This is a genomic window from Bacillus clarus, from assembly GCF_000746925.1.
GTDB lineage: Bacteria > Bacillota > Bacilli > Bacillales > Bacillaceae_G > Bacillus_A > Bacillus_A clarus.
The window spans coordinates 2903930-2926582 of the sequence record NZ_JMQC01000008.1 but is presented as its reverse complement, the minus strand read 5'-3'; the positions used below and the strand labels follow the sequence as shown (position 1 = coordinate 2926582).

Annotated in this window: 18 protein-coding genes; 8 read left to right on the top strand and 10 right to left on the bottom strand. The window is 35.1% G+C overall.

Annotated elements, in window-relative coordinates:
- Positions 1–164: 164 nt before the first annotated feature.
- The gene (locus DJ93_RS15895; protein ID WP_042981848.1) at positions 165–1628 is read left to right on the top strand and encodes a nicotinate phosphoribosyltransferase; all 1464 of its coding nucleotides are present in this window, start codon (positions 165–167) and stop codon (positions 1626–1628) included.
- Positions 1629–1657: 29 nt separating this feature from the next.
- On the opposite strand, the gene DJ93_RS15890 is transcribed toward DJ93_RS15895, so the two are convergent.
- The 8 genes from DJ93_RS15890 to fdhF all read right to left on the bottom strand — a co-directional run bounded on the left by DJ93_RS15890 (position 1658) and on the right by fdhF (position 13815).
- The gene (locus DJ93_RS15890) at positions 1658–4024 is read right to left on the bottom strand and encodes a heavy metal translocating P-type ATPase (RefSeq protein WP_042981847.1); all 2367 of its coding nucleotides are present in this window, start codon (positions 4022–4024) and stop codon (positions 1658–1660) included.
- A gap of 21 nt (positions 4025–4045) precedes the next feature.
- Entirely contained in the window at positions 4046–4423 is a 378-nt protein-coding gene (locus tag DJ93_RS15885) for an ArsR/SmtB family transcription factor (RefSeq protein ID WP_042981846.1), read from the bottom strand.
- A 213-nt stretch (positions 4424–4636) separates the two neighbouring features.
- The gene (locus DJ93_RS15880) at positions 4637–5200 is read right to left on the bottom strand and encodes a class I SAM-dependent methyltransferase (RefSeq protein WP_042981845.1); all 564 of its coding nucleotides are present in this window, start codon (positions 5198–5200) and stop codon (positions 4637–4639) included.
- Between the two features lie 127 nt (positions 5201–5327).
- Positions 5328–6743 carry an amino acid permease gene (locus DJ93_RS15875; RefSeq protein WP_042981844.1) on the bottom strand — a complete coding sequence of 472 codons (1416 nt, stop codon included), beginning with the start codon at positions 6741–6743 and terminating at the stop codon, positions 5328–5330.
- 103 nt (positions 6744–6846) lie between these two features.
- Positions 6847–7980: an alanine dehydrogenase gene (gene ald / locus DJ93_RS15870; protein ID WP_042981842.1), complete on the bottom strand. Its 1134-nt coding sequence runs from the start codon at positions 7978–7980 to the stop codon at positions 6847–6849.
- 367 nt (positions 7981–8347) lie between these two features.
- On the bottom strand, positions 8348–10219 hold the full coding sequence (locus DJ93_RS15865) for a glycerophosphoryl diester phosphodiesterase membrane domain-containing protein (protein ID WP_042981840.1): 1872 nt from the start codon (positions 10217–10219) through the stop codon (positions 8348–8350).
- 158 nt (positions 10220–10377) lie between these two features.
- Positions 10378–10860, bottom strand: coding sequence for a helical membrane plugin domain-containing protein (locus DJ93_RS15860; protein ID WP_042981839.1), 483 nt, complete (start codon positions 10858–10860; stop codon positions 10378–10380).
- A 12-nt stretch (positions 10861–10872) separates the two neighbouring features.
- Positions 10873–13815, bottom strand: a complete 2943-nt coding sequence (gene fdhF / locus DJ93_RS15855) for a formate dehydrogenase subunit alpha (RefSeq protein ID WP_042981837.1) — start codon at positions 13813–13815, stop codon at positions 10873–10875.
- A gap of 296 nt (positions 13816–14111) precedes the next feature.
- Here fdhF and fdhD point away from each other — a divergent pair, with 296 nt between their 5' ends.
- Together fdhD and DJ93_RS15845 are read left to right on the top strand one after the other, a co-directional pair.
- The gene (gene fdhD / locus DJ93_RS15850; RefSeq protein WP_042981835.1) at positions 14112–14918 is read left to right on the top strand and encodes a formate dehydrogenase accessory sulfurtransferase FdhD; all 807 of its coding nucleotides are present in this window, start codon (positions 14112–14114) and stop codon (positions 14916–14918) included.
- A gap of 327 nt (positions 14919–15245) precedes the next feature.
- Complete coding sequence (locus DJ93_RS15845; RefSeq protein ID WP_042981833.1) at positions 15246–15752, top strand: GNAT family N-acetyltransferase; 507 nt, start codon at positions 15246–15248, stop codon at positions 15750–15752.
- Positions 15753–16102: 350 nt separating this feature from the next.
- Here DJ93_RS15845 and DJ93_RS34415 read toward each other — a convergent pair whose 3' ends face one another.
- Positions 16103–16225 (bottom strand): hypothetical protein, encoded by a 123-nt coding sequence (locus DJ93_RS34415; protein WP_042981832.1) that lies wholly within the window; start codon positions 16223–16225, stop codon positions 16103–16105.
- A 331-nt stretch (positions 16226–16556) separates the two neighbouring features.
- Here DJ93_RS34415 and DJ93_RS15835 point away from each other — a divergent pair, with 331 nt between their 5' ends.
- The 3 genes from DJ93_RS15835 to DJ93_RS15825 all read left to right on the top strand — a co-directional run bounded on the left by DJ93_RS15835 (position 16557) and on the right by DJ93_RS15825 (position 19417).
- Positions 16557–17228 carry a response regulator transcription factor gene (locus tag DJ93_RS15835; RefSeq protein ID WP_042981831.1) on the top strand — a complete coding sequence of 224 codons (672 nt, stop codon included), beginning with the start codon at positions 16557–16559 and terminating at the stop codon, positions 17226–17228.
- A gap of 66 nt (positions 17229–17294) precedes the next feature.
- Positions 17295–18731: a sensor histidine kinase gene (locus DJ93_RS15830; RefSeq protein ID WP_042981829.1), complete on the top strand. Its 1437-nt coding sequence runs from the start codon at positions 17295–17297 to the stop codon at positions 18729–18731.
- A gap of 173 nt (positions 18732–18904) precedes the next feature.
- Positions 18905–19417 (top strand): GNAT family N-acetyltransferase, encoded by a 513-nt coding sequence (locus tag DJ93_RS15825; protein WP_042981828.1) that lies wholly within the window; start codon positions 18905–18907, stop codon positions 19415–19417.
- A gap of 31 nt (positions 19418–19448) precedes the next feature.
- Here the strand turns inward: DJ93_RS15825 and pdxR are convergent, their stop codons facing one another.
- A complete protein-coding gene (gene pdxR / locus DJ93_RS15820) occupies positions 19449–20849 on the bottom strand; it encodes a MocR-like pyridoxine biosynthesis transcription factor PdxR (protein WP_042981827.1) in 1401 nt (466 codons plus the stop codon).
- Positions 20850–20969: 120 nt separating this feature from the next.
- On the opposite strand from pdxR, the gene DJ93_RS15815 reads away from it, so the two are divergent.
- A complete protein-coding gene (locus DJ93_RS15815; RefSeq protein WP_042981826.1) occupies positions 20970–21896 on the top strand; it encodes a DMT family transporter in 927 nt (308 codons plus the stop codon).
- 116 nt (positions 21897–22012) lie between these two features.
- Positions 22013–22537 carry a DUF4871 domain-containing protein gene (locus DJ93_RS15810; RefSeq protein WP_042981825.1) on the top strand — a complete coding sequence of 175 codons (525 nt, stop codon included), beginning with the start codon at positions 22013–22015 and terminating at the stop codon, positions 22535–22537.
- Positions 22538–22653 lie beyond the last annotated feature (116 nt).

Genomic DNA, 22653 nt, shown 5'->3' with positions numbered 1-22653 from the left:
ATACATAAAATTCAAAGAAATATAAATTGATAAATATAAATTTTCCAAAAAAAATGTACTATTGCATTTTTTTCTCACTTGACTTCACTTTATACTTCTACTTCTTTGCTATGAAAGGGTAAAAATTGATATACTATAACCAAATTACGGAGGTGTTTTTCGCAATGAATCATTATAAAGACGATAGTTACGCCTTACATACAGATTTATATCAAATCAACATGGCTTATACGTATTGGAAAGACGGTATTCATAACCGCCGCTCTGTTTTTGATTTATATTTTCGAAAGCTTCCATTTGAAAATGGCTATGCTATTTTTGCTGGTCTTGAAAAAATTGTAGAGTACATAGAAAATTTTCGTTTCACCGAAAGTGATATCGCCTACTTAAAAGAGCTACAATTTGAAGAAGAGTTTCTTCATTATTTACAGAATATGAAATTCACTGGGACGATCCGAAGTATGCAAGAAGGCGAAGTCGTTTTCAATAATGAGCCATTATTACGTGTTGATGCCCCACTCGGCGAAGCACAAATCATTGAAACGGCTCTATTAAACATTGTGAATTACCAAACTTTAATCGCTACAAAAGCTGCTCGTATGAAGCATGCTGCAAATAATGATGAACTTTTAGAATTCGGTACACGTCGTGCTCATGAATTCGACGCAGCTCTTTGGGGTACACGAGCTGCCTTTATTGGTGGATTCTCTTCTACAAGTAACGTTCGTGCTGGGAAGCGATTCGGCATCCCTGTAGCTGGTACACACGCGCACTCTTTCGTTCAAGCATATCGCGATGAATATGTTGCGTTTAAAAAGTACGCTGAAACGCATAAAAAATGTGTCTTTCTTGTAGATACATACGATACATTAAAATCTGGTGTCCCAAATGCAATTCGCGTTGCGAAAGAATTCAAAGATCGCATCGATTTTTACGGCATTCGTCTTGATAGCGGAGATATGGCTTACTTATCGAAAGAAGCAAGGAAACTACTTGATGAAGCTGGATTTACAAGCACAAAAATTATCGCTTCTAGCGATTTAGATGAATATACAATTATGCATTTGAAATCTCAAGGAGCCAAAATTGATGTATGGGGTGTTGGTACGAAACTTATTACATCATTTGAACAACCCGCACTAGGCGCTGTCTATAAACTAGTTGCTATTGAAGATACAAACGGTACACTAAATGATACGATTAAAATCTCATCTAACCCTGAAAAAATTACGACACCAGGGCTAAAACGAGTTTATCGTATTATTAATCGTGTTAATGATCATGCAGAAGGCGATTATATCGCTTTAGAATCTGAAGAGCCTGGGCAGGAAGAGCGTTTAAAAATGTTTCATCCCGTTCATACCTATATTAGTAAGTTCGTGACAAACTTTGAAGCGCGTGAACTTCATCATGATATTTTCATAAATGGTCAAAGAACATATGAATTGCCGGATATACTAGACATTCAAAAATATACGGAAAGTAGTTTAACATTATTTTGGGAAGAATATATGAGAACTTTAAACCCTGAAGAATATCCTGTAGATTTAAGTCAAGAATGTTGGGATCATAAAATGAATTACATTCAAACCGTTCGAGAGCAAATTGCGAAAAATATACAAAAATAAAAGAGAAGCAGAAGCTTCTCTTTTATTTTTTATAAGTTTTTAACTCTCAAAACACGCATTGCGTTTAAAACTGCGATTAATGTAACACCGACATCAGAGAAGACAGCTTCCCACATTGTTGCGATACCAAATGCACCAAGTAATAGGACAAGACCTTTTACACCAAGCGCAAACATAATATTTTGCCATACGATATTGCGTGTGCGTTTCGCAATTTTAACAGCTGTTGCGATTTTCGAAGGCTCATCTGTCATAATTACGATATCAGCAGCTTCAATCGCTGCATCAGATCCTAAACCACCCATCGCAATCCCAACGTCTGCTCTTGCTAATACTGGCGTATCATTAATACCATCACCAACAAAGGCAATCTTTTCTTTTCCATGTTTTTCCGCATCAATTCTTTCAATTTCTTCTACTTTTTGTTGTGGTAATAGCTCTGTATGAACTTCATCCAAACCTAACTCTTTACCAACAGCTTCCCCAACTAGTTTTGCATCACCAGTTAACATGACTGTTTTCTTAATTCCTAACTCTTTCAGCTTCTGAATCGCTTGTTTTGAATCTTCTTTCACTTCATCAGAGATAACGATATAACCTGCATATTCATCATCTACAGCAACATGAACTAATGTACCTACTGTTTCTGGCTGCTTAAATGTAATATTTTCTTTTTTCATTAACTTTGCATTACCTGCAAAGATCTCTTTACCGTGTACTTTTACAACCGTACCGTGACCAGAAATTTCACTATAATCTTCAATAATATTTTCATCAATTGATTTTCCATATGCATTTCGAATGGATTGTGCAATTGGATGGTTTGAATACACTTCTGCGAATGCTGCATATTCTAGAAGTTCTTCATTTGTAGTCCCTTCACTAGGTTCCATCTTCGTAACTTTAAAAACACCTTTAGTTAATGTTCCTGTTTTATCAAAAACTATATATTTCACATCATTCAATGCCTCTAAATAGTTACTTCCCTTTACTAAAATACCGCTTTTAGAAGCTCCACCAATACCTCCAAAGAATCCAAGAGGAATGGAGACAACTAGTGCACATGGACAAGAAATAACTAAGAATACTAGCGCCCTATAAATCCAATCTGAGAATGTAGCACCTTCTAAAATAAGCGGTGGAATAAATGCCATTATCGCAGCTGTTATAACAACTACTGGCGTGTAATAACGAGCAAATTTCGTAATAAAGTTTTCTGTTGGAGCTTTTTTGCTACTTGCGTTTTGTACTAAATCTAAAATTTTCGATACAGTGGATTCACCAAACTCTTTTGTCACTTCAATTGTTAATACACCATTTTGATTCACAAAGCCACTTAATACGTCATTGCCAACCTCTACTTCACGCGGTACAGATTCACCTGTTAATGCTGAAGTATCCACCATTGATGCTCCTTCAACTACTTTCCCATCTAACGGTACTTTCTCACCTGGTTTAACGATAATATAATCACCAATCTGTACGTCTTCTGGTGATACTTGTTTCGTTTCATTTCCAACTTTTACATTCGCATAATCAGGACGAATATCCATTAATGAAGTAATTGATTTTCGAGAGCGATTTACCGCAATACTTTGGAATAGTTCCCCTACTTGGTAGAATAACATTACTGCTACTGCTTCTGGATATTGCTGGATCGCGAAAGCCCCTAAAGTCGCAATTGCCATTAAAAAGTTTTCGTCAAACACTTGGCCACGAGTTATATTTCTTGCAGCACGCCAAACGATATCTCCACCAATTAATAAATATGCGAGAACGAAAAGTGGAATTGTTATCATCTGTGGTAAACCCGCTAGCGCAGCAACTCCTGTCAAAATACCACCGACTACTAATCGTCCTATCATCTTTTTCACATTTCCTTCACCATGATCGTGACTGTGTCCATGATCATGATTCGATTTGTCTTCACGAACAACTTTCACATCCGGTTCTAACTTATGGACAACATTTGTTATATCTTGTACTGTCGCTTCAAGCTCTCTTTTATTTGCAACTTCTACTTTTAGTTTCTTCGATACGAAATCAACAGTAGCCTCTGAAACTGTAGGCATTTCCTTTACTTTCGTTTCAATCTTCATTGCACAATTTGCACAGTCCAAGCCTTCTAATACAAATACTTCTTTTGCTGATTTTGTTTTTTGTTCTTCTTGTACTTTAATATGCGGCTCTAATTTTGTAACAAGTTGTTTCGCTTCCGTAACAACTTGGTTCTCTTTATTTTGTGGTGTTTGTAAAACCATCGTCTTTGTTGCAAAGTTAACAGAACAAGACGATACGCCTTCTATATTCCCAACACCTTTTTCAATTTTCATTGCACAATTCGCACAATCTAAGCCTTCTAACATCAGTTTCTTTTTCACTAATGCTTCTGCCATCGTTCTCCCTCCTCGCGTTTTTTATTCTTCCTCGTTGACGTGTTCAAACGCTTGCTCGAAGATATGAATTACGTGCTGATCAGCTAATGAATAATAAACAACCTTTCCTTCTTTACGGTTCTTTACAAGTTTCGCTTGCTTTAATACACGAAGCTGATGAGAAATCGATGATTGTGTCATACCTAATAAATAAGCTAAATCACAAACACACATTTCAGCTTCAAATAATGCATGTAATATTCTCGTACGTGTACGGTCACCTAATACTTTAAATAATTCTGCTACTTTACTTAAACTTTCATCAGTCGGGATTGTTTGCTTCACTTGATCAACGACTTCCTCATGAATTATCGTTTGAGAACACGTTTCTTGTTGTGTTCCTACTTTATTTCCAGCCATTATAGCTCACCTCTTTAATTGAACATATGAACAATCATTCATATATCTTATACTTTTATTATATGAGCGTCCATTCATATGTGTCAATACAATCCGTATGATTTTTTCGAACATTTTGTTCACATTTTAAAATAGACATATATAACGTATTCTCCGCATTCATGATATTCTTCATACAAAAAGGATGCACGAAAGCTATCGTACATCCTTTTCTTATTTATTCACTTTCACTGCATCCACAATTAACGAAGCAAATCCTAATTGACCATCTTTATTTCTATGATCAAAACGCTTCGATCGATAAATGAATCCTTTCTTTTCATCCCAATCACTGTAATGAAATTCCCCATTCTCGTCACAGTATTCTAAAAGCTTCACTTCAAAACCTGCCGATGCAAACATAGATGTGATTGTTTTATAGTTATGAACAATTTTATGACTCGCTGCTGGATGATCTAACGGACCAGGTCCACCGACTTGTACCCCTTGCTGATATTCTTCATCTGGAAAAAATGCATCCGGCACCGCACAACGAATATATCCATTCCCCTTTAAAAACTCATAGCAAATTTCCGCCGCTTCTACCCCTTCTTCATACGATAAATGCTCCCATACATGTTCTGCTAAAATTACTGATAAAGAATTAAGCTGAAATTTATTAAGCCAAGTTTCTCTTTCTAATAAATTTAATTCTTCTTCATTCGTATGTAACCAGCCAGGGTTATTATTATACCCTTCTGCTCCAACAACAACTCTTATATCTTCTTTTATTTTCATTCTTACACCCCTTTTACATGTTACGACATACAAATTTCTACAATCCCCTACTATTCCCCTTTATGTTTACATAATAAAAAGCCTTGCGCGCTCCCTAGACGCACAAGGCTTACTGTTTTATATCCCCTTAATTAGCTTTTTCTAAGCTATCTTGCGAACTTCCATCTTCTTTTAAATGACTATGCTTTTTCGAATATACAAAGTATACAACTACTCCAATTGCTAACCAAGCACCGAAGTACATCCATGTCGTTAATGGTAAATTCAACATTAAGAATAGACAGCATGCAATTGAAATAATCGGTAGGATCGGTACAAGTGGTACCATAAATCCACGTTTTAAATTCGGATGTGTTTTACGAAGAATAATAACTGACACACCAACCATCGCAAATGTTAACAATGCTCCAATATTCGCTAAATTCGACAATTCTTTTAAATCGATAAATCCAGCGATTAAAGCACTACCAATACCTGTTAACCATGTTGAAAATACTGGTGCTTCTGTCTTCTTATTAATTTTCGCAAAAGATTTTGGCAATAAACCGTCACGGCTCATCGCGAAGAATACACGTGTCGTTGCATAAATGTAAGCGAAAATTACAGCCATAATACCAATTACAGCTCCAATTGCGATTACACCTGCTACTTTATCTTGCCCTACAGCTTCTAATACGTAAGCCATCGCTTCTGGTACGTCTAATTCCTTATAAGAAACCATACCCGTCATAACGAGACAAACCGCAACATAAATCACTGTACAAATAACTAACGAAGCAATAATACCAATTGGTAGATCACGTTGAGGATTTTTTACTTCTTCAGCAGAAGTTGCTAATGCATCAAATCCTAAGAAAGCGAAGAACACTGCTGCTCCCCCCGCGAAAACTCCACTTAAACCGTACGGTGCAAATGGTACCCAGTTTTCTGGTTTCACGTAGAATACACCAACTGCAATGAATAAAACCACAATACCAATTTTAATTAATACCATTGCGTTATTCACACGCTTACTTTCTTTCGTACCTCTTGATAATAACCAAGTTAACACTAACGTAATAATTACTGCTGGTAAGTTCACAATACCACCTTGTGATGGAATCGTTAACAGCGCTTTGGGAATTTCAAGCCCAAATCCACTTACTAAGTTATGGAAGTAACCTGTCCATCCACCTGCTACCGCGGCAGTTGTTACAACGTATACTGACAACAACGTCCATCCCATTAAATGGGCTACAAACTCACCAATCGTTGCATACGAATATGTGTACACACTACCTGAAACAGGAAGTGTAGAAGCAACTTCTGCATAGCATAAGGCTGCAAATCCACAAACAATTGCTGCAATCATAAATGAAAAAATAACTGCTGGACCAGCATCTCTTGCTGCTACTAATCCAGTTAATACAAGAACTCCTGTACCGATTATCGCACCAATCCCTAGCATTGTTAGGTCAAATGCCCCTAGTGTTTTCGTCAAAGTTTTACTATTACTTTCCCCTAACAATTGCGTAACGGATTTCTTTTTGAATAGGTTGGCCACGATGTATGCCCCCTTTTACTAAGAAGAGCTAAGAGGTCTCCTCTCTTAGCTCCTATCATGTTGTATTAAATATTGTTCGATTTTGTTTTGTATAATGCTTCTATTAGCAAGATACAGTTTCTGCTTCTAATAATTCTTTTGCACCTTTGTATTCTACACCATGTGCTTCTGCAACTGCTTCGAATGTTACATAACCATTTAATGTATTAATACCTTTTAATAATGCAGAGTTGCCTAGGCAAGCTTCTTTATAGCCTTTGTTAGCAATTTGTACTGCATATGGTACTGTTACGTTTGTTAATGCAAGAGTTGATGTACGTGGAACCGCACCTGGCATGTTTGCAACTGCATAATGAACAACGCCGTGTTTTTCATAAGTTGGGTTATCATGAGTTGTAATACGGTCAGTTGTTTCGAAAATACCACCTTGGTCAATCGCGATATCTACAACAACAGAACCTGGTTCCATTGATTGAATCATTTCTTCTGTTACAAGTTTCGGCGCTTTTGCACCTGGGATTAATACTGCACCGATTACAAGATCAGATTCTTTTACAGCTTCTGCAATATTGTAAGGATTAGACATTAAAGTTTTTACTTGGTTTCCGAAAATGTCATCTAATTGACGAAGACGTTCTGCACTTAAGTCGATGATTGTTACATCCGCACCTAGTCCAACTGCAATTTTAGCAGCATTTGTACCAGCTTGTCCACCACCGATGATTGTTACTTTACCGCGTTTAACCCCTGGAACACCTGCAAGTAAGATACCTTTACCGCCTTTGTTTTTCTCAAGGAATTGTGCACCAATTTGTGCAGCCATACGACCAGCTACTTCACTCATAGGTGCAAGTAATGGTAGAGAACGGTTTTCTAATTGTACTGTTTCATATGCGATAGAAACAACTTTTTTCTCAATTAATGCTTTTGTTAATTCTGGTTCTGGAGCTAAGTGTAGGTATGTGAATAAGATTAAACCTTCACTAAAGTGTTTGTATTCGCTTTCAATTGGTTCTTTAACTTTCATAACCATATCCATGTTCCAAGCTTCTTCAGCTGTATCAACAATTTTTGCTCCCGCTTCAACATACTCAGCATCTGTGAAACCAGATCCTAAACCTGCACCCTTTTGAATAAATACTTCGTGATTGTTACGAATTAAATGTACAACACCAGCTGGTGTCATTGCCACACGGTTTTCGTTGTTTTTGATTTCTGTTGGTACCCCAATACGCATAATGAAATGCCCCCTTATAATTAACAGAAAAAAGAAATTCTTTTTTCTTTTTTTAATAATTAATAACTTATGTCCTTATTCTAGCATAACTTAAAAATTATGAAAACGCTAACATATCAAATTTTAAAAGTTTATATATTTAGAATAGTGTAAATATATAAAACATTGATTTTAATAGGGCCATCCTGCCATTTCATTATCTATCATTCTATTTTTATTATATTCCTTCAAAATACGTAGTGACTATTTATTATTTGACAATAATATAACAATGCAAAAAAACTAATCAAGGGCGTATACATATACACATATATCTTGTGTAATACTTTAGAGATATATTCTTTCATACAAAAAAAGCTACTGGCATTTAGCCAGCAGCTGGATAACTCAAAAATAACTTTGAAAATAAATCTTCTGTCGTCTCCGTAATTTTATCAAACATATCACTTTCATTTTTTTCTTGTTCTTTTAACATCTTTATCGTTTCTCGCGCGTCTTCAGGGTAATCCGTAATAATACCATCAACATTCAGTTTATAGTAGGCCTTTAACGCTTCCATATCATTTACAGTCCATACATAAATTGGTTTATTTAGTTTTCGAGCTTCTTTTACTAATCGTTTATTTAACATATATTCTTCTGCTACATAGAAATCTGCTTTCACATTCTTTAAGTTAGCTCTACTTGCATACAATATATATCCTACCTTTATATCTGGATTCGCACGCTTAAACTCTTTAATGAGCGGATAGTGTAATGTTTGAATTACGCATTGTTTCTCAAAATCGTTTTCTTTAATTGTTTTTAGTACTTTATTTACGAAATCCTTCTCATTTCCATGAAGCTTCACTTCTATATTGAGTTTTATTTTGTCTTTTGAAAGCTTAATAATCTCATCCAGTGTGCTAATTTCCCCCGAGAATCCATCTTGGCTAAGAGTAAGTTTCCTTAGCTCATCCATTGTCAAATCTGATACATGTACATTCGCATTAGCAAGACGTTTTAACTTCAAATCATGAATTACCGCCAGCTCGCCGTCTTTCGTTTGCAGTACATCAATTTCAGCGTAGTCTGCTTTCGCATCAATTGCACCTTGCACAGCTTCTTTCGTATTTTCTACTCCCTTAGAAATATAGCCGCGATGCGCCATAATAATTGGCTCTTTATAAGAATTAGAAATGAATGTCACAATGAATGCAACTACCATTCCAGCCGTGAACACTCCCACTATGTACACAGCAATAAATTTCCAACGATGCTTTTTAAAGAAACATTTATCTGCTTTCGTTCTTGAATAATCTAAACCCTCTTCTAATAAAACATCTTCAACCGGAACCTTTTGTAAATACAACCTTGTCAACGCCATAATATAAAACGGCGTCACAATAAAGCTAAATAAATACAATGTACTCGTTAAAAATACAGAGATCGTTGATTCGGCTAATAATGCAAATGTCCCTTTCGGATTTGTAAATTCATAAACACCCCATAGGCATAATAAATAAATTCCTAAAAACACCATATACACAATCCCTATTGAAATAAAAAAGCCTACTAAAAAGAATAGTACTTTAAAAAAGCTTTCTTTGACTAGATTTGCACTTTTACGTGCCGCTACGCGAAATGGCTTTTGTTCTAAAACAATAATAGGTAAAACAAAAATCCAGCGAAGATTCAAATACGCAACTACAGCAAAGAGTGTGTAATAACCAACCTGTCCCATCGTTGTCTTAAACAATTCTCCTGTAATAAAATTAGGAATTTGAATTTGAGGGATTAATGCAGTTTCATATCCCATATTTAAAAGAGGTAATAACACGACAGCATATAAAATAAATCCCGGTAAGCAATATGTGAAAAGATCAGGTAAATACGTTACTGTTTTATATAAAATCGGACGTAATTTCACCTTTTGTCTTTTATGAGCAAAGTACGAAATAATAATTAGCACTGCAAATTCTGTAAAGATAAGAAACAGTGCTAACAATGATACAATTACGATTGCCAAAATACCATATGTTGTCTTTAAAAACGCTAATAATTCATCATTCGTCGCATTTGCGTAACCTCCAAAATACAATAACTTATTAAAAATGATCCCGAAGAGTGGTATAAATACAATTGCCGCTAATAATTTATAAGCAAGTTGAAAGGTTAACACATTCCAAAAAGCAAATCTTACTGTTTGAAAGGAATGTCTCATTACCCCTGGTATAGATAGTTTTTTACGGTGTTGCATATATTCCTCCAAATTCTAAAAACGATATTTGAGATGGATTCCACATTTCCAGTTTAAATCCATCTGTTTTATAATAATATATTCCGCTTAACATGAACACTCTTATACACATAATCAAAAGAGTGATGTCTACTTTCCCATCACTCTTTCCCTTCACTCTATTTTTTCTCTAAGCCTTGTCCAAATGCTTTTAAAAAGCTAAAACCAAACGTAATTGCTCTATTGATATCTGGATCTTTTAATACTTTAAAGAAATCCATCACTTTCGTTTTTTTACCACTTTTCAATTCATCTGTTGCAAATTGTAATCCTGTAACTAAACTTGATGTGATTTGTTTTGTCACCTCTGGGTCTACTGAAGATAAAGCTTCTCCTGCCCCCATCATATTGTTTAACGCATTTTTTACTGGATCACGGTTTAGTTGTTCAACAGCAATTTTAGAAACATCTTCTTTTGCAGCAAGTAAACTAATTGCTGCATCTAAAATACCAGCCTGTTGCAACCCCGCTAATAATTCCATCGTTTCTTCAACCGCTTCACGATTCTCAGCTAGTTGTGTTAACAATTCATCTGACAATTGTTTTTTCTTTTCTTCCTCTGTTACAATTTTCTTTTGAATGAAAGTAATTTCTTTTGCCACTTTCTTCGCCCCCTAATTCTGGTCCACAAGTGATATGTATTGTTTTCGCTGCCATTTTTGCTCAATTTCAACACCATTTTGCGGATGACGTTTTTTATCTCTTGGGTTTGAAGCTGGTAACGGACGTTTTCCTTTTTCACGTAATACACGCATCTTTACCATCGTTTGTTTATAAGCTGGTGTACATGTATAAAGGTCTGTTGCTGTCCCTGTTAAAATATTAATTGCCTCTTCATTCACAGTCGCATGCATCGGTAAATATAGCTCATTTCCAGTTACACGGTCTGTAACAAGTGCTTGTACTTTAATTTTCCCAAATGGTGATGCTAGCTCTACAAGACCGCCGTCTTTCACATTGCGCTCTTTAGCAAGTTCAGGTGAAATCTCAACGAACACTTCAGATATTTTAGATAAAATACCAACCGATTTATTCGTCATATTTCCTTCATGGAAATGTTCCAACATACGCCCATTATTTAATAATAAGTCATAGTCTTCTGGTGCTACTACTGGTGGTACCCATTCATCTAACGATAAACGAGCCAGTTTATCAGGGAAATTAAATCCATCTACATATAATAGCGGTGTATCGCTACCATCATGACTACCCCAACATAAACTATTCCATCCTTCTAGACGGTCGTATGTTGCTTGAGAATATAACGGTGCAAGTGATGCGATTTCATCCATAATCTCACTTGGATTTTCATAATTCCAATCCCCACCAAGTGCACGAGCGACCTTTTGTAAAATCCACCAGTCTGGTTTGGAATCACCAAGTGGCTTCATTACTTCATATAATCTTTGAATACGGCGCTCTGTATTCGTAAATGTTCCTTCTTTTTCTAAGCTTGGTGCTGCTGGTAAAATAACATCAGCAAAACGAGCTGTTTTCGATAAGAACATATCTTGCACAACGAGGAAATCTAAATTCGCTAAAATATGTTGTACGTGGTTCGCATTCGAATCTACTAAAGCCATTTCTTCTCCCATAACATACATACCACGCAGTTTTCCTTCTTCCGCTGCAAGTAACATTGCAATATTATTTAATCCTGGTTCTTTCGGAATAGTAGTACCGTATGCTTTTTCGAATTTCGCACGATGCCCATCATCTGAAACTGCTTGATAGCCTGGAAGCCAGTTCGGTAATGTTGCCATATCACAAGCACCTTGTACGTTATTATGCCCGCGTAATGGATACGCACCTGCACCAGGACGACGATAGTTACCCGTAACAAGAAGTAAATTCGAAATTGCAGCTGACGTTGTGCTTCCTCCTGTATTTTGAGTTACTCCCATCCCCCAAAGTACACACGTACCATCTGCTTCATATACCATACGAGCCATTTCTTTTAACTGCGCTTTAGAAATCCCCGTAATTTCCTCTGTATACTCAAGTGTATATTTTTCTAGCATTTTGCTATATTCATCAAAGTTCTTCACATTTTCAGCTATGAACTTTTTATCGTGCCAATCTTGATCGATAATGTATTTCGTTATCCCAGCAAGCCATACGTAATCAGTTCCTTGACTCGGATGAACAAATATATCAGCGCGCTCCGCCATTTCATGTTTACGAAGGTCTGCTACAATGAGTTTTTGTTCATGTAATTTATGAGCACGTTTTACTCTAGTTGCAAGTACAGGATGCCCCTCTGTTGGATTTGCTCCAACAATAATGACAAGACCTGCCTCAGCGATATCTTTCACTGTTCCAGCATCCCCGCCCATACCGACAGTTTTAAATAAACCGTCTGTCGCTGGGGACTGACAATAGCGTGAACAGTTATCTACGTTATTTGTTCCATATATTTGACGAGCTAGTTTTTGCATAAGATAGTTTTCTTCATTTGTTACTTTTGAAGAAGAAATAAATCCAAACGCATCGCTACCGTGCTCTGATTTAATATGCTGCATGTTAGAAGCAACAACTTCTAACGCTTCTTCCCATGATGCTTCAACAAACATATCTCCTTGACGAATTAACGGTTTCGTAATACGATCTTCACTATTTACAAAGTCCCATCCAAATTTACCTTTTACACATGTGGAAATACCATTAACTGGTGCATCTGATACAGGCTGTACTTTTAAAATTTGACGATCTTTCGTCCATACTTCAAACGAACAACCGACACCACAAAATGTACAAACGGTTTTCGTCTTACTAATCTTCGTCTTACGCATTGCAGACTCTACTTCTGAAACAGCTAAAATACTACTGTATCCAGGCTCTACGTCTTTAACAAAATCAATCATTGGATCTAATACATCTGGTTTTAAACCAGTCATAAATCCAGCTTCTCCTAGCATCGTTTTCTCCATTAATGCGTTACAAGGACAGACGGTTACACATTGACCACAACTAACACAAGATGAGTCATTTATACTGACACCATTATCCCAAATAACACGCGGACGATCTAAACTCCAATCAATTGATAAAGTCTCATTGACTTGTAAGTTTTGACATACTTCTACACACTGCCCACAAGCAATACATTGATTTGGATCATAACGATAAAAAGGATGAGACGTATCCACTTCACACGCACTTACTTTCGGTTCATACGGATATTTCTGCTCTTCAATCCCCATCATATGTACCGTATTATGAACTTTACAATTACCATTGTTGTTATCACATACTGTACAATACAGTAAATGGTTTTCTAATATACGATCCATCGCTTCTGTTTGTGCTTCTTTCGCGCGTTGCGATTGCCTTTCAATATGCATGCCATCTTTCAAATTCGTTGAACAAGCACGCATTAATTTCCCGTCTACTTCCACAATACATGTATCACAAGTTTGAATTGGATCGACTTCTGGTACATGACAAATTTGCGGATGTTCTAAATTACTTTCGTTAAATAATTGCAGTATCGTCTTTTCACCTGATGAGGCAAACTCCTTACCATCTACGGTTACACGAACTGTCTGTTCTGCCATAGTTTTCCCTCTCCTTACAACTAACTGTACAATACAGTTATGAATCCGTTTTCAAAACTGCATTGCTATACATATTTTTGAAACGCTCTGTTGAAATACTCTCTTATGAAGTCGATTCTAGATGCTATAAGGTATACTACGAAAGCTTGAAAATGACACTATTCTACAACTCTATTATATCGTAAATATACAATAATAACCAAAATAATCTTCTACCTTATCGCTAGCAGATGCTTTTATTTTTTCAATGTTTTATGATAAATAGGGAGAAAAATACATATAAAGGGGAAAATAATATGGGGCCTATTCAAGAATCATATACAATCGTACGTTATCAATCCGGAGCATTCTCAAAACAAAATGATAAGGTTGTTACAGAATCTCCTATTACAATTAAATTAAATGGTGAAGAATACGTAACAGTTGTATGCACTCCAAATTACATTGAAGATATGGTAATTGGTTTTTTAATTTCTGAAGGAATTATTTCTTCTTATGAGCATATTGAAGAATTTTGGATACAAAAGGATAACGGCATTGTTCATGTAAAGTCATCAAAAATTAACCCACTCTATCAAACTTTATATAATAAACGATACGTAACCTCTTGTTGCGGGAAAAGTAGACAAGGATTTATTTTCGTCAATGATGCCGCTAAAGCAAAACATTTACATGATATACACGTAACTATTACTCCAGAAGAGTGTTTTCATTTAATGACTTCATTACAACAATCTTCTACTACATTTCGCCAAACTGGTGGTGTGCATAATACCGCACTATGTGATCGGAATAATATCCTTTTATCAAGGATGGATATCGGAAGACATAATGCACTAGATAAAATATACGGGCATTGTTTACGTAACAACATATCTGTTAAAGGAAAAATCATTGCATTTAGCGGCCGCATCTCATCTGAAATTTTACTGAAAGTTTCTAAAATAGGTTGTGAAATTGTTCTTTCTAAATCCGCCCCAACAAAATTAGCCCTGCAACTTGCTCACGATTTAGGAATTACGGTCGTAGGCTTCATTAGAAATGGATCTTGTAATATTTACACACATCCAGAACGAATTGATGGATACAAAGTTAATAGTTAAATATACAAAAAATGACTCCTTCATAGAGGGGTCATTTTAGTTATAAAAATGCAACATATTAAAAACTTGAATAGTTAACAAAGTTAATATATAATTTCATTACATAAAAGGAACACAAAGAACACATTGCAGATTTTATCTTTCTCGCATACATTTCTTATTCTTTAACAAATTAAGAAAAGATAAATACAGCATGTGTTTATATGAGCAGATTTTACTCTACCATTACAAAACAAATAATTCATATTTTCAATACAACCATTTGACTCTTATAAGGTGCAGTCTTTATAAGCCTATAGAGCAAGATAAACTGAGGAGGTTACAACTATGGAAATTCGTTTACTAACAAAAGAGGACGCAAAAATTTATTTGAAAGTTTGTATGGAAGGATTAACTCAAAACCCTGAAGCTTTTAGTTCTTCTTATGAGGATGTCCTTAAACATGAGGATCCTGTTGCTGCAATGGCAAAACGTTTAAATAATCCTGATAAGTATACTCTCGGTGTCTTCAAAGATAACGATTTAATTGGAATTTCTACATTAGAAACAAAACCATTTATTAAACAAGAACATAAAGCAAAAATTGGTTCTGTTTATGTCTCACCAAAAGCACGTGGACTTGGTGCAGGACGAGCTTTGATTAAAGCAATTATTGAAAATGCCCATAAATTACATGTAGAACAACTTATGCTCGATGTTGTTGCCGGAAATAATGCTGCCAAAAAATTATATGAATCCCTTGGCTTCCAAACTTATGGAGTACAAGAACGTTCTTTAAAACATAACGGTCAATATTGGGATGAGGAACATATGGTTTTATTCTTAAATAATTAATATATATTATTCCGAAAGCACCCTTTCATGTGAAGGGGCTTTTTTCTTACAACAATGTAATCTTCATGTCACCTTTATCGATCGTTCCAATCCTTTCCATTCGGTATACTAAAAATACAAAATGACAACGAGAAAAATACAAGATGGAATCGCAATATTTAATTGGTAAGCAGAGGAGAATGTAAGATGAAACAGAACAAACACTTTGTTTTTTTAATTTGTGCCACAGCAATTGTAACTTCAGGATTAGCAATTCTGCCTTGGTTTATTATATAGCAGTTCTTCCTCCCTCTTATGTATACAAAAAAGCTTGTTGCTTCAAACAAAGAAGCAACAAGCTTTTTTATCTATTATGAAATCCCGAAAATTTTATTTGCACACGCTACAATAATAAGCATCGATACCGCAACACACATAACAACCGCATTACGATCTTGCTTTTCTTTTTGTAAACGTTCTTCTTTTTTACTCATGTGTGTAGTCCCCTTTATAATAAAAAAAGTGTGAGATAGGAATTTTTCCTTATCCGATGCGAGGTGAATATGAAAATCCTCACTATCTCACATACACAATAGAATGGAATTGTCATTTTATAAATAAAATGACATGACGTTATGTCGCAACATAGGGTATTTTGTGTCGCTACGCCTTTATTATAAAAAAGAGTTGTGCAAAAGTAGTGCATTTTTTATGTCAATTGCCTCGGTAACAAAAATACACTACATTTCAATCACGTAAACAGAGTTTTTTATCGTTTTCATGTAAACTATACAAGTAGAATAAACGTTTGAGGTGCACAAGACTATGATAAAGATTTTATTAGTAGACGATGAAGAACGTATGTTACGATTACTAGATTTATTCTTAAGTCCACGTGGCTATTTCTGTATGAAAGCTACCTCTGGCCTGGAAGCTCTAGAACTAATTCAACAAAAAGACTTTGATATTATTTTGTTAGATGTCATGATGCCTAATATGGATGGGTGGGATACATGTTATCAAATCCGTCAAATTTCTAACGTTCCAATCATTATGCTAACAGCACGTAATCAAAATTATGATATGGTAAAAGGGCTCACAATAGGAGCTGATGATTACATTACAAAACCGTTTGATGAGCATGTATTAGTCGCAAGAATTGAAGCTTTATTACGCCGAACCAAAAAAGAGGGATCTGTGAACTTCAATGGAATTGAATGGGATAAAACAAAACATACTGTTACTGTTTACGATGAAAAGATTTCACTTACTCCTATTGAATTTTCTTTACTCGGACTATTTTTACAAAATACAAACCGCGCCTATAGCCGCGATGATTTGATTGAAAAAATATGGGGATACCAAACAGATATTGAATACCGCACTGTTGATTCACATATTCGCAACATTCGAGATAAGCTGAGAAAACAAGGATTTCCGGTTGAAGAATATTTAGAAACTGTTTATAAAGTTGGATACAAGTGGAAAAGTGAATAATTACTTCGGTCAGTGGCCAGTAACATAACCACTGACCCTTTATATGAAATAAGGTATGGTGAGAAAATGAACAAACTTTCACTTAAAGTTGGGACATACTTTTTAATATTAGCTTTATGTATTGAAACGATAGCTTTCGTATCTTTTTACAAGAGTCTTTCAAAAATGCGTATTGAAGAAGAAACTGCGGCTCTTTTAGAAAAAGGAAATCGTTATCGTAATATGATCGAAAGACGTGCCCAATGGAGCGAACGTGCTCAAGGTACACAACGTCCAGAACGCGCAGAACGCGCGGAACGCTACGGAGCTCATGCGGCTGAATATTTTATATCAATGGAATCACATTCTAACTCAGATACAGTTATCGTTATAACAGATCGTAATGGTAAAATTACTTCTACCTCTGAAACTGTAACAACGGAAATGCGAGAACAAATCCATTGTAAAATACCACCCGTTCCAAAAGATGGCTTAATAGTAGAAAAAAATTGGAAGAAATCCAAATTCATTTCTACTGTCAGTCCAATTCACACAAAAGACTTTGATGGGTATTTACATATGTTTTTAAAAACTTCCTTCTTGGAAGACATGTTACTCCGTCTCATGAATCAATTTATTATCGTTAGTATTTTAACGCTTATTTTAACGACTATTTCTGTATTTGTTTTTTCACGTGTTATTACGGATCCTCTTATAAAAATGAAAAGAGCAACAGAAAAAATGTCAAAATTAAACAAACCAATTAAATTGGGCATTAAGCGTAATGATGAACTTGGTAGTTTGGCAACAACGATTGAAGAATTATCCAGTGAGCTTACTTATATGAAAAAGGAGCGAAATGAATTTATCGCTAGTGTAGCGCATGAATTGCTGACTCCACTGACTTATATGAAAGGTTACGCAAAAGTTGCAAAGAGAGATTCTTTAACGAAGGAAGAGCGCGAAGAATATTTACAAATTATCGAAGATGAAACTGATAGTATAACTGATCTTGTCCAAGATTTATTTATGCTTGTACAATTAGAACAACATCAATTTGTTATTAAAAAACAAAAAATGCTACTTCAACCATTTTTAGAACGAATGATTGATAAAACAAAAACAACCTTAACGAAAAAACAAATGGACATTTATTTGTACTGCAAAGATAATTTAGAAGTTTGTATGGATGAACGGCGCATGGAACAAGTCCTGTTAAATTTATTGCATAATGCTTACCAACATTCACATGAAAATACTTCAATAACAGTACGTGTGCTTGCGAACGCGAATACTTTTACGATAAGTGTACAAGATGAAGGTGAAGGAATTCCAAAAGAGGATCTCTCCCATATTTTCGATCGTTTCTATCGTGTTGATAAATCCAGAACACGAGCTACGGGCGGAAAGGGCATCGGGCTCGCTGTCGCAAAAGAAATTGTAGAACTTCATAATGGGTCGATTCGAGTAAAAAGTGAATTAGGAATTGGGACAGAATTTATAATCGAATTACCACTTGAATAATATATGCGTGAAATCACCAGTAGTGGTAAACACTACTGGTGCTATTATTTAAACAACTAATATTTGTTCATTTAAACTCATAAAACCAGCTAATATAAGCTGGGCTTTTGAAATTATTCTTATTTCAATATAAAATATAATTACATTCGTTAAAGATTTGGAGGATGATATAATTGGATATCCATGTATTAACAAAAGACGAAGCGGAAATTTACTTAGAACTTCGCGTAGAAGGATTAAAACAAAATCCTGAGGCTTTCAGCTCTTCTTATGAAGATATTATTAATAAAGAGTGTCCGATTGAATATAAAGCGCAAAAGTTAGCACAAGATGAAAACTATACACTAGGTGCATTCAAAGACGGAAAGTTGATCGGGGTTGCAACCCTGGAAACGAAACCATATGTAAAACAAGAACATAAAGCAAAAATTGGTTCTGTTTATGTTTCTCCGAAAGCACGTGGACTTGGGGCAGGAAAAGCTCTTATTAAAGAATGTATTGAGCTTGCAAAAACATTAGAAGTAGAACAAATTATGCTAGATGTTGTTGTCGGAAATGATGGTGCAAAAAAACTATATGAATCATTAGGATTTAAAACATTCGGTGTGCAAGAACGTTCATTAAAATATAACGGCCAATATTGGGATGAAGAGCACATGGTTTTATTCTTACATGAAGAAAAATAATAAAAAAATCCTCATATCATTGAGGGTTTTTTTATTCCCCTATAAACCAAGCTCTATATAATAATTGACTCGCCTCTTCAATAGTTTCTTCAGATAAAATCGCAAACCCAAGTAACACTGTATTCGTAGGAGCGTTTCCTTCTTTGTAATACACAGAAACCGGATATACTTTAACGCTATATATAGCAGCGCTTCTAATTAGTTCTTCTTCATTCATTCCGTTGTAAACCTTTAATAAAATATGTAAACCTGAATCTTCACCTATCACTTCCACCTTATTAGAAAAATATTTATGTAGCACTGAAACAAGTATATCTCTCTTCTTCCGATATACTACACGCATTTTATGAATATGCTTTTCCCAATGCCCTCCATGTAAAAATCTCCCAATAACCTCTTGATCTATTCTCGAAACACTTTGTGTATAAAATAAATATTGTTCTTGATACAATTGAATTAACCGCTTTGGTAAAACCATATAGCTCATCCGTAATGATGGTAATAACGCTTTAGATAGCGTCCCCATATAAATTACTTTTCCGTCTGTATCTAATCCTTGCAATGCCGGAATCGGCTTTCCTGAATAACGGAATTCACTATCATAATCATCTTCAATAATATATCTTCCATCTTCTTTCTTCGCCCATTGTAAAAGCTGCATCCTTCTCGTAATCGGCATAATCATTCCGCATGGAAACTGATGAGAAGGTGTAACAAACACAATATTAGCGGGACTATTCTCTAACTCTGAAATACAAATTCCATCTTTATCTAAGGATAACATTTGAACATTTTGTTCACCTTTCTCAAAAACAACCATCTTCCGGTGATAGCCTGGATTTTCAACTGCATAACTACTTCCTTTTAACAATTGAAATAACAACTTCACTAATATTTGCGTGCCAGCTCCTATTACAATTTGACTAGCTGAACATCTTACACCTCTAGACTCATATAAATAGCTCGCTATTTCTTCACGCAAACTCACTTCACCTTGTGGATGTCCAAGAAAAAGTAATTCTTTATTCTCTAATTGCCATACTTCATTTGTAATTTTTCGATATATATTGAACGGAAAAGCATCGACTGCCACACCTGTTTGTGTAAAATCAAACTTATAATGTCTCTCCTGAAATGGAACTTCCTTTATCACTTCTTCTATACCTTCCACATGAATCATTTGTTCAAATTCACATACGAAATAACCTTTTCTAGAAATAGACTCAATATACCCTTCTGCAAGAAGCTGTTCGTAAGCGGCCTCTACTGTATTTTTACTTACCCCCAAATATGTAGCCAATTTTCTTTTTGCAGGAAGCTTTGTAAAAGCTGGAATTTCTCCAGCTTTTATCTCTGTTTTTATATACTCATACAACTGTACATACAATGATGTTTTACTATTTATATCTAAATTAGGTGTTAATTCTAACATAATATCTGACCCCTTAAAAAAAATAAAAACTGATACTTTTTACAGTACCAGAAGTTATATATAATTCCTTTTATCATGTCACACATCAAAAATCAAATACTAGAGAGGAGATGCATGATAATGAACAATAGTAGACGCATTGGACTTATTATGATTATTACAGGAGCTACTTTATGGGGATTATCCGGGCCCATGATTCAGTGGCTATTTCAACATACGGAAGTATCATCGATCAATTTTTTAACGATTCGTCTATTACTTGCAGGAATATTTATTTTATCTTTCTTACTTATAAGAAGACAAAATATATTTCATATTTGGAAACGCCCTAAACATTTTATACAGCTTGTAATTTTCTCTATTCTTGGCATGCTTGGTGCGCAGTACGCTTTTATCGAAACTGTTCACATTAGTAATGCCGTCACGGCAACACTATTTCAATTTTTAGGTCCTGTTCTTATTACAATTTATGTTGCATTCCAACATAAACAATTCCCTGCTTCTATGCAAATACTCGCGATTATAACTGCTTTAACAGGAACATACTTTATTATTACAAATGGCTCAATTGAAAATATTGTTTTATCTAAAGAAACCATTATTTTTGGCCTATTAACAGCAATTGGCTTTGCCTTTTATACCCTTCATCCAGCTCCTCTTATTAAAGAATGTGGAACAACTATAGTAATTGGATGGGGTATGTTAATTGGAGGAATTGTACTCCTTATTTGTAATCGTTCATTTGAATGGAATCAGCTTTCACAAACCTTCACACTCCAAACTTTTTCTATGCTTATTCTTATCGTTATAAGTGGCACTCTTTCTTTCCTTCTTTATATCGGTAGTCTTAAATATTTAGCAGCAACAGAAACAAGTATTTTATCTAGCATTGAACCACTTGTGGCTGCCATCGTTTCGATTACTTGGCTTAATGAATCTTTTGGAGCATATCAATTATTAGGAGGCGTATGTATCGTCCTCTCTGTCATTTTCTTAACGATGCCCCAAAAAGAGAGAGAACCAACCTTTACAACTGAACAAGTGTAAAAAATGTCAAAAGAGGTCGTACTAAACTTACGACCTCTTTTTATAATTTAAAGGAATTGTCCCGCCTACTAGCAAATACAATTACACTAACACTAAAAAAATAGGAGTGTGGCAACATGAAAAAAATCGGAACTATGCTACTTTTCTCCTTTCTCATCACGGGCTGTACACAGGTGCAACAAGAATCAAGTGTACCTAAAAAAGAAATAATAGAAACTTCATCCTCTCAAATAAATGCACCTTCCTTCTTTCATCTTAGCGTTCTAAAAGATGTAAATTGGGAAGAAGGACCTTCCTTTGTAGAAGGGAAAACTCCACTAAAAGGGATTGAAGGAAAAATTGCTATCGCAGATAGTCCCTTCATTACTAATGAACAAAATGAGATAATGTGGTTCTTTTTAGATCCTCAAATGCCAACTGGTAAACTGTCTATTATTGCGTTAAAGCAAGGAACTACGCTTCCAACACCAGTACTCTTTCAAAAAGAAACTTCCAAGCAAACTTGGACGACTTCAAATACAATTGATCCTACTATAAAAGAACTCCCTCTTGTAATGTCACTACCCTCACCTGGATTATGGCTATTAAATATATATGTGAATGAGAAATATTATGAGCAATTTGTCATTAGCGTCACGTAAGATGACAAAGCTTAAATACTTTCTTACAACAATGTAATTTCTACGTCACATACTTCGATAGTTACATATCCTCTTCTCTCTTACACTTAAAATAAGAAATGAAACAAGGAGAGATG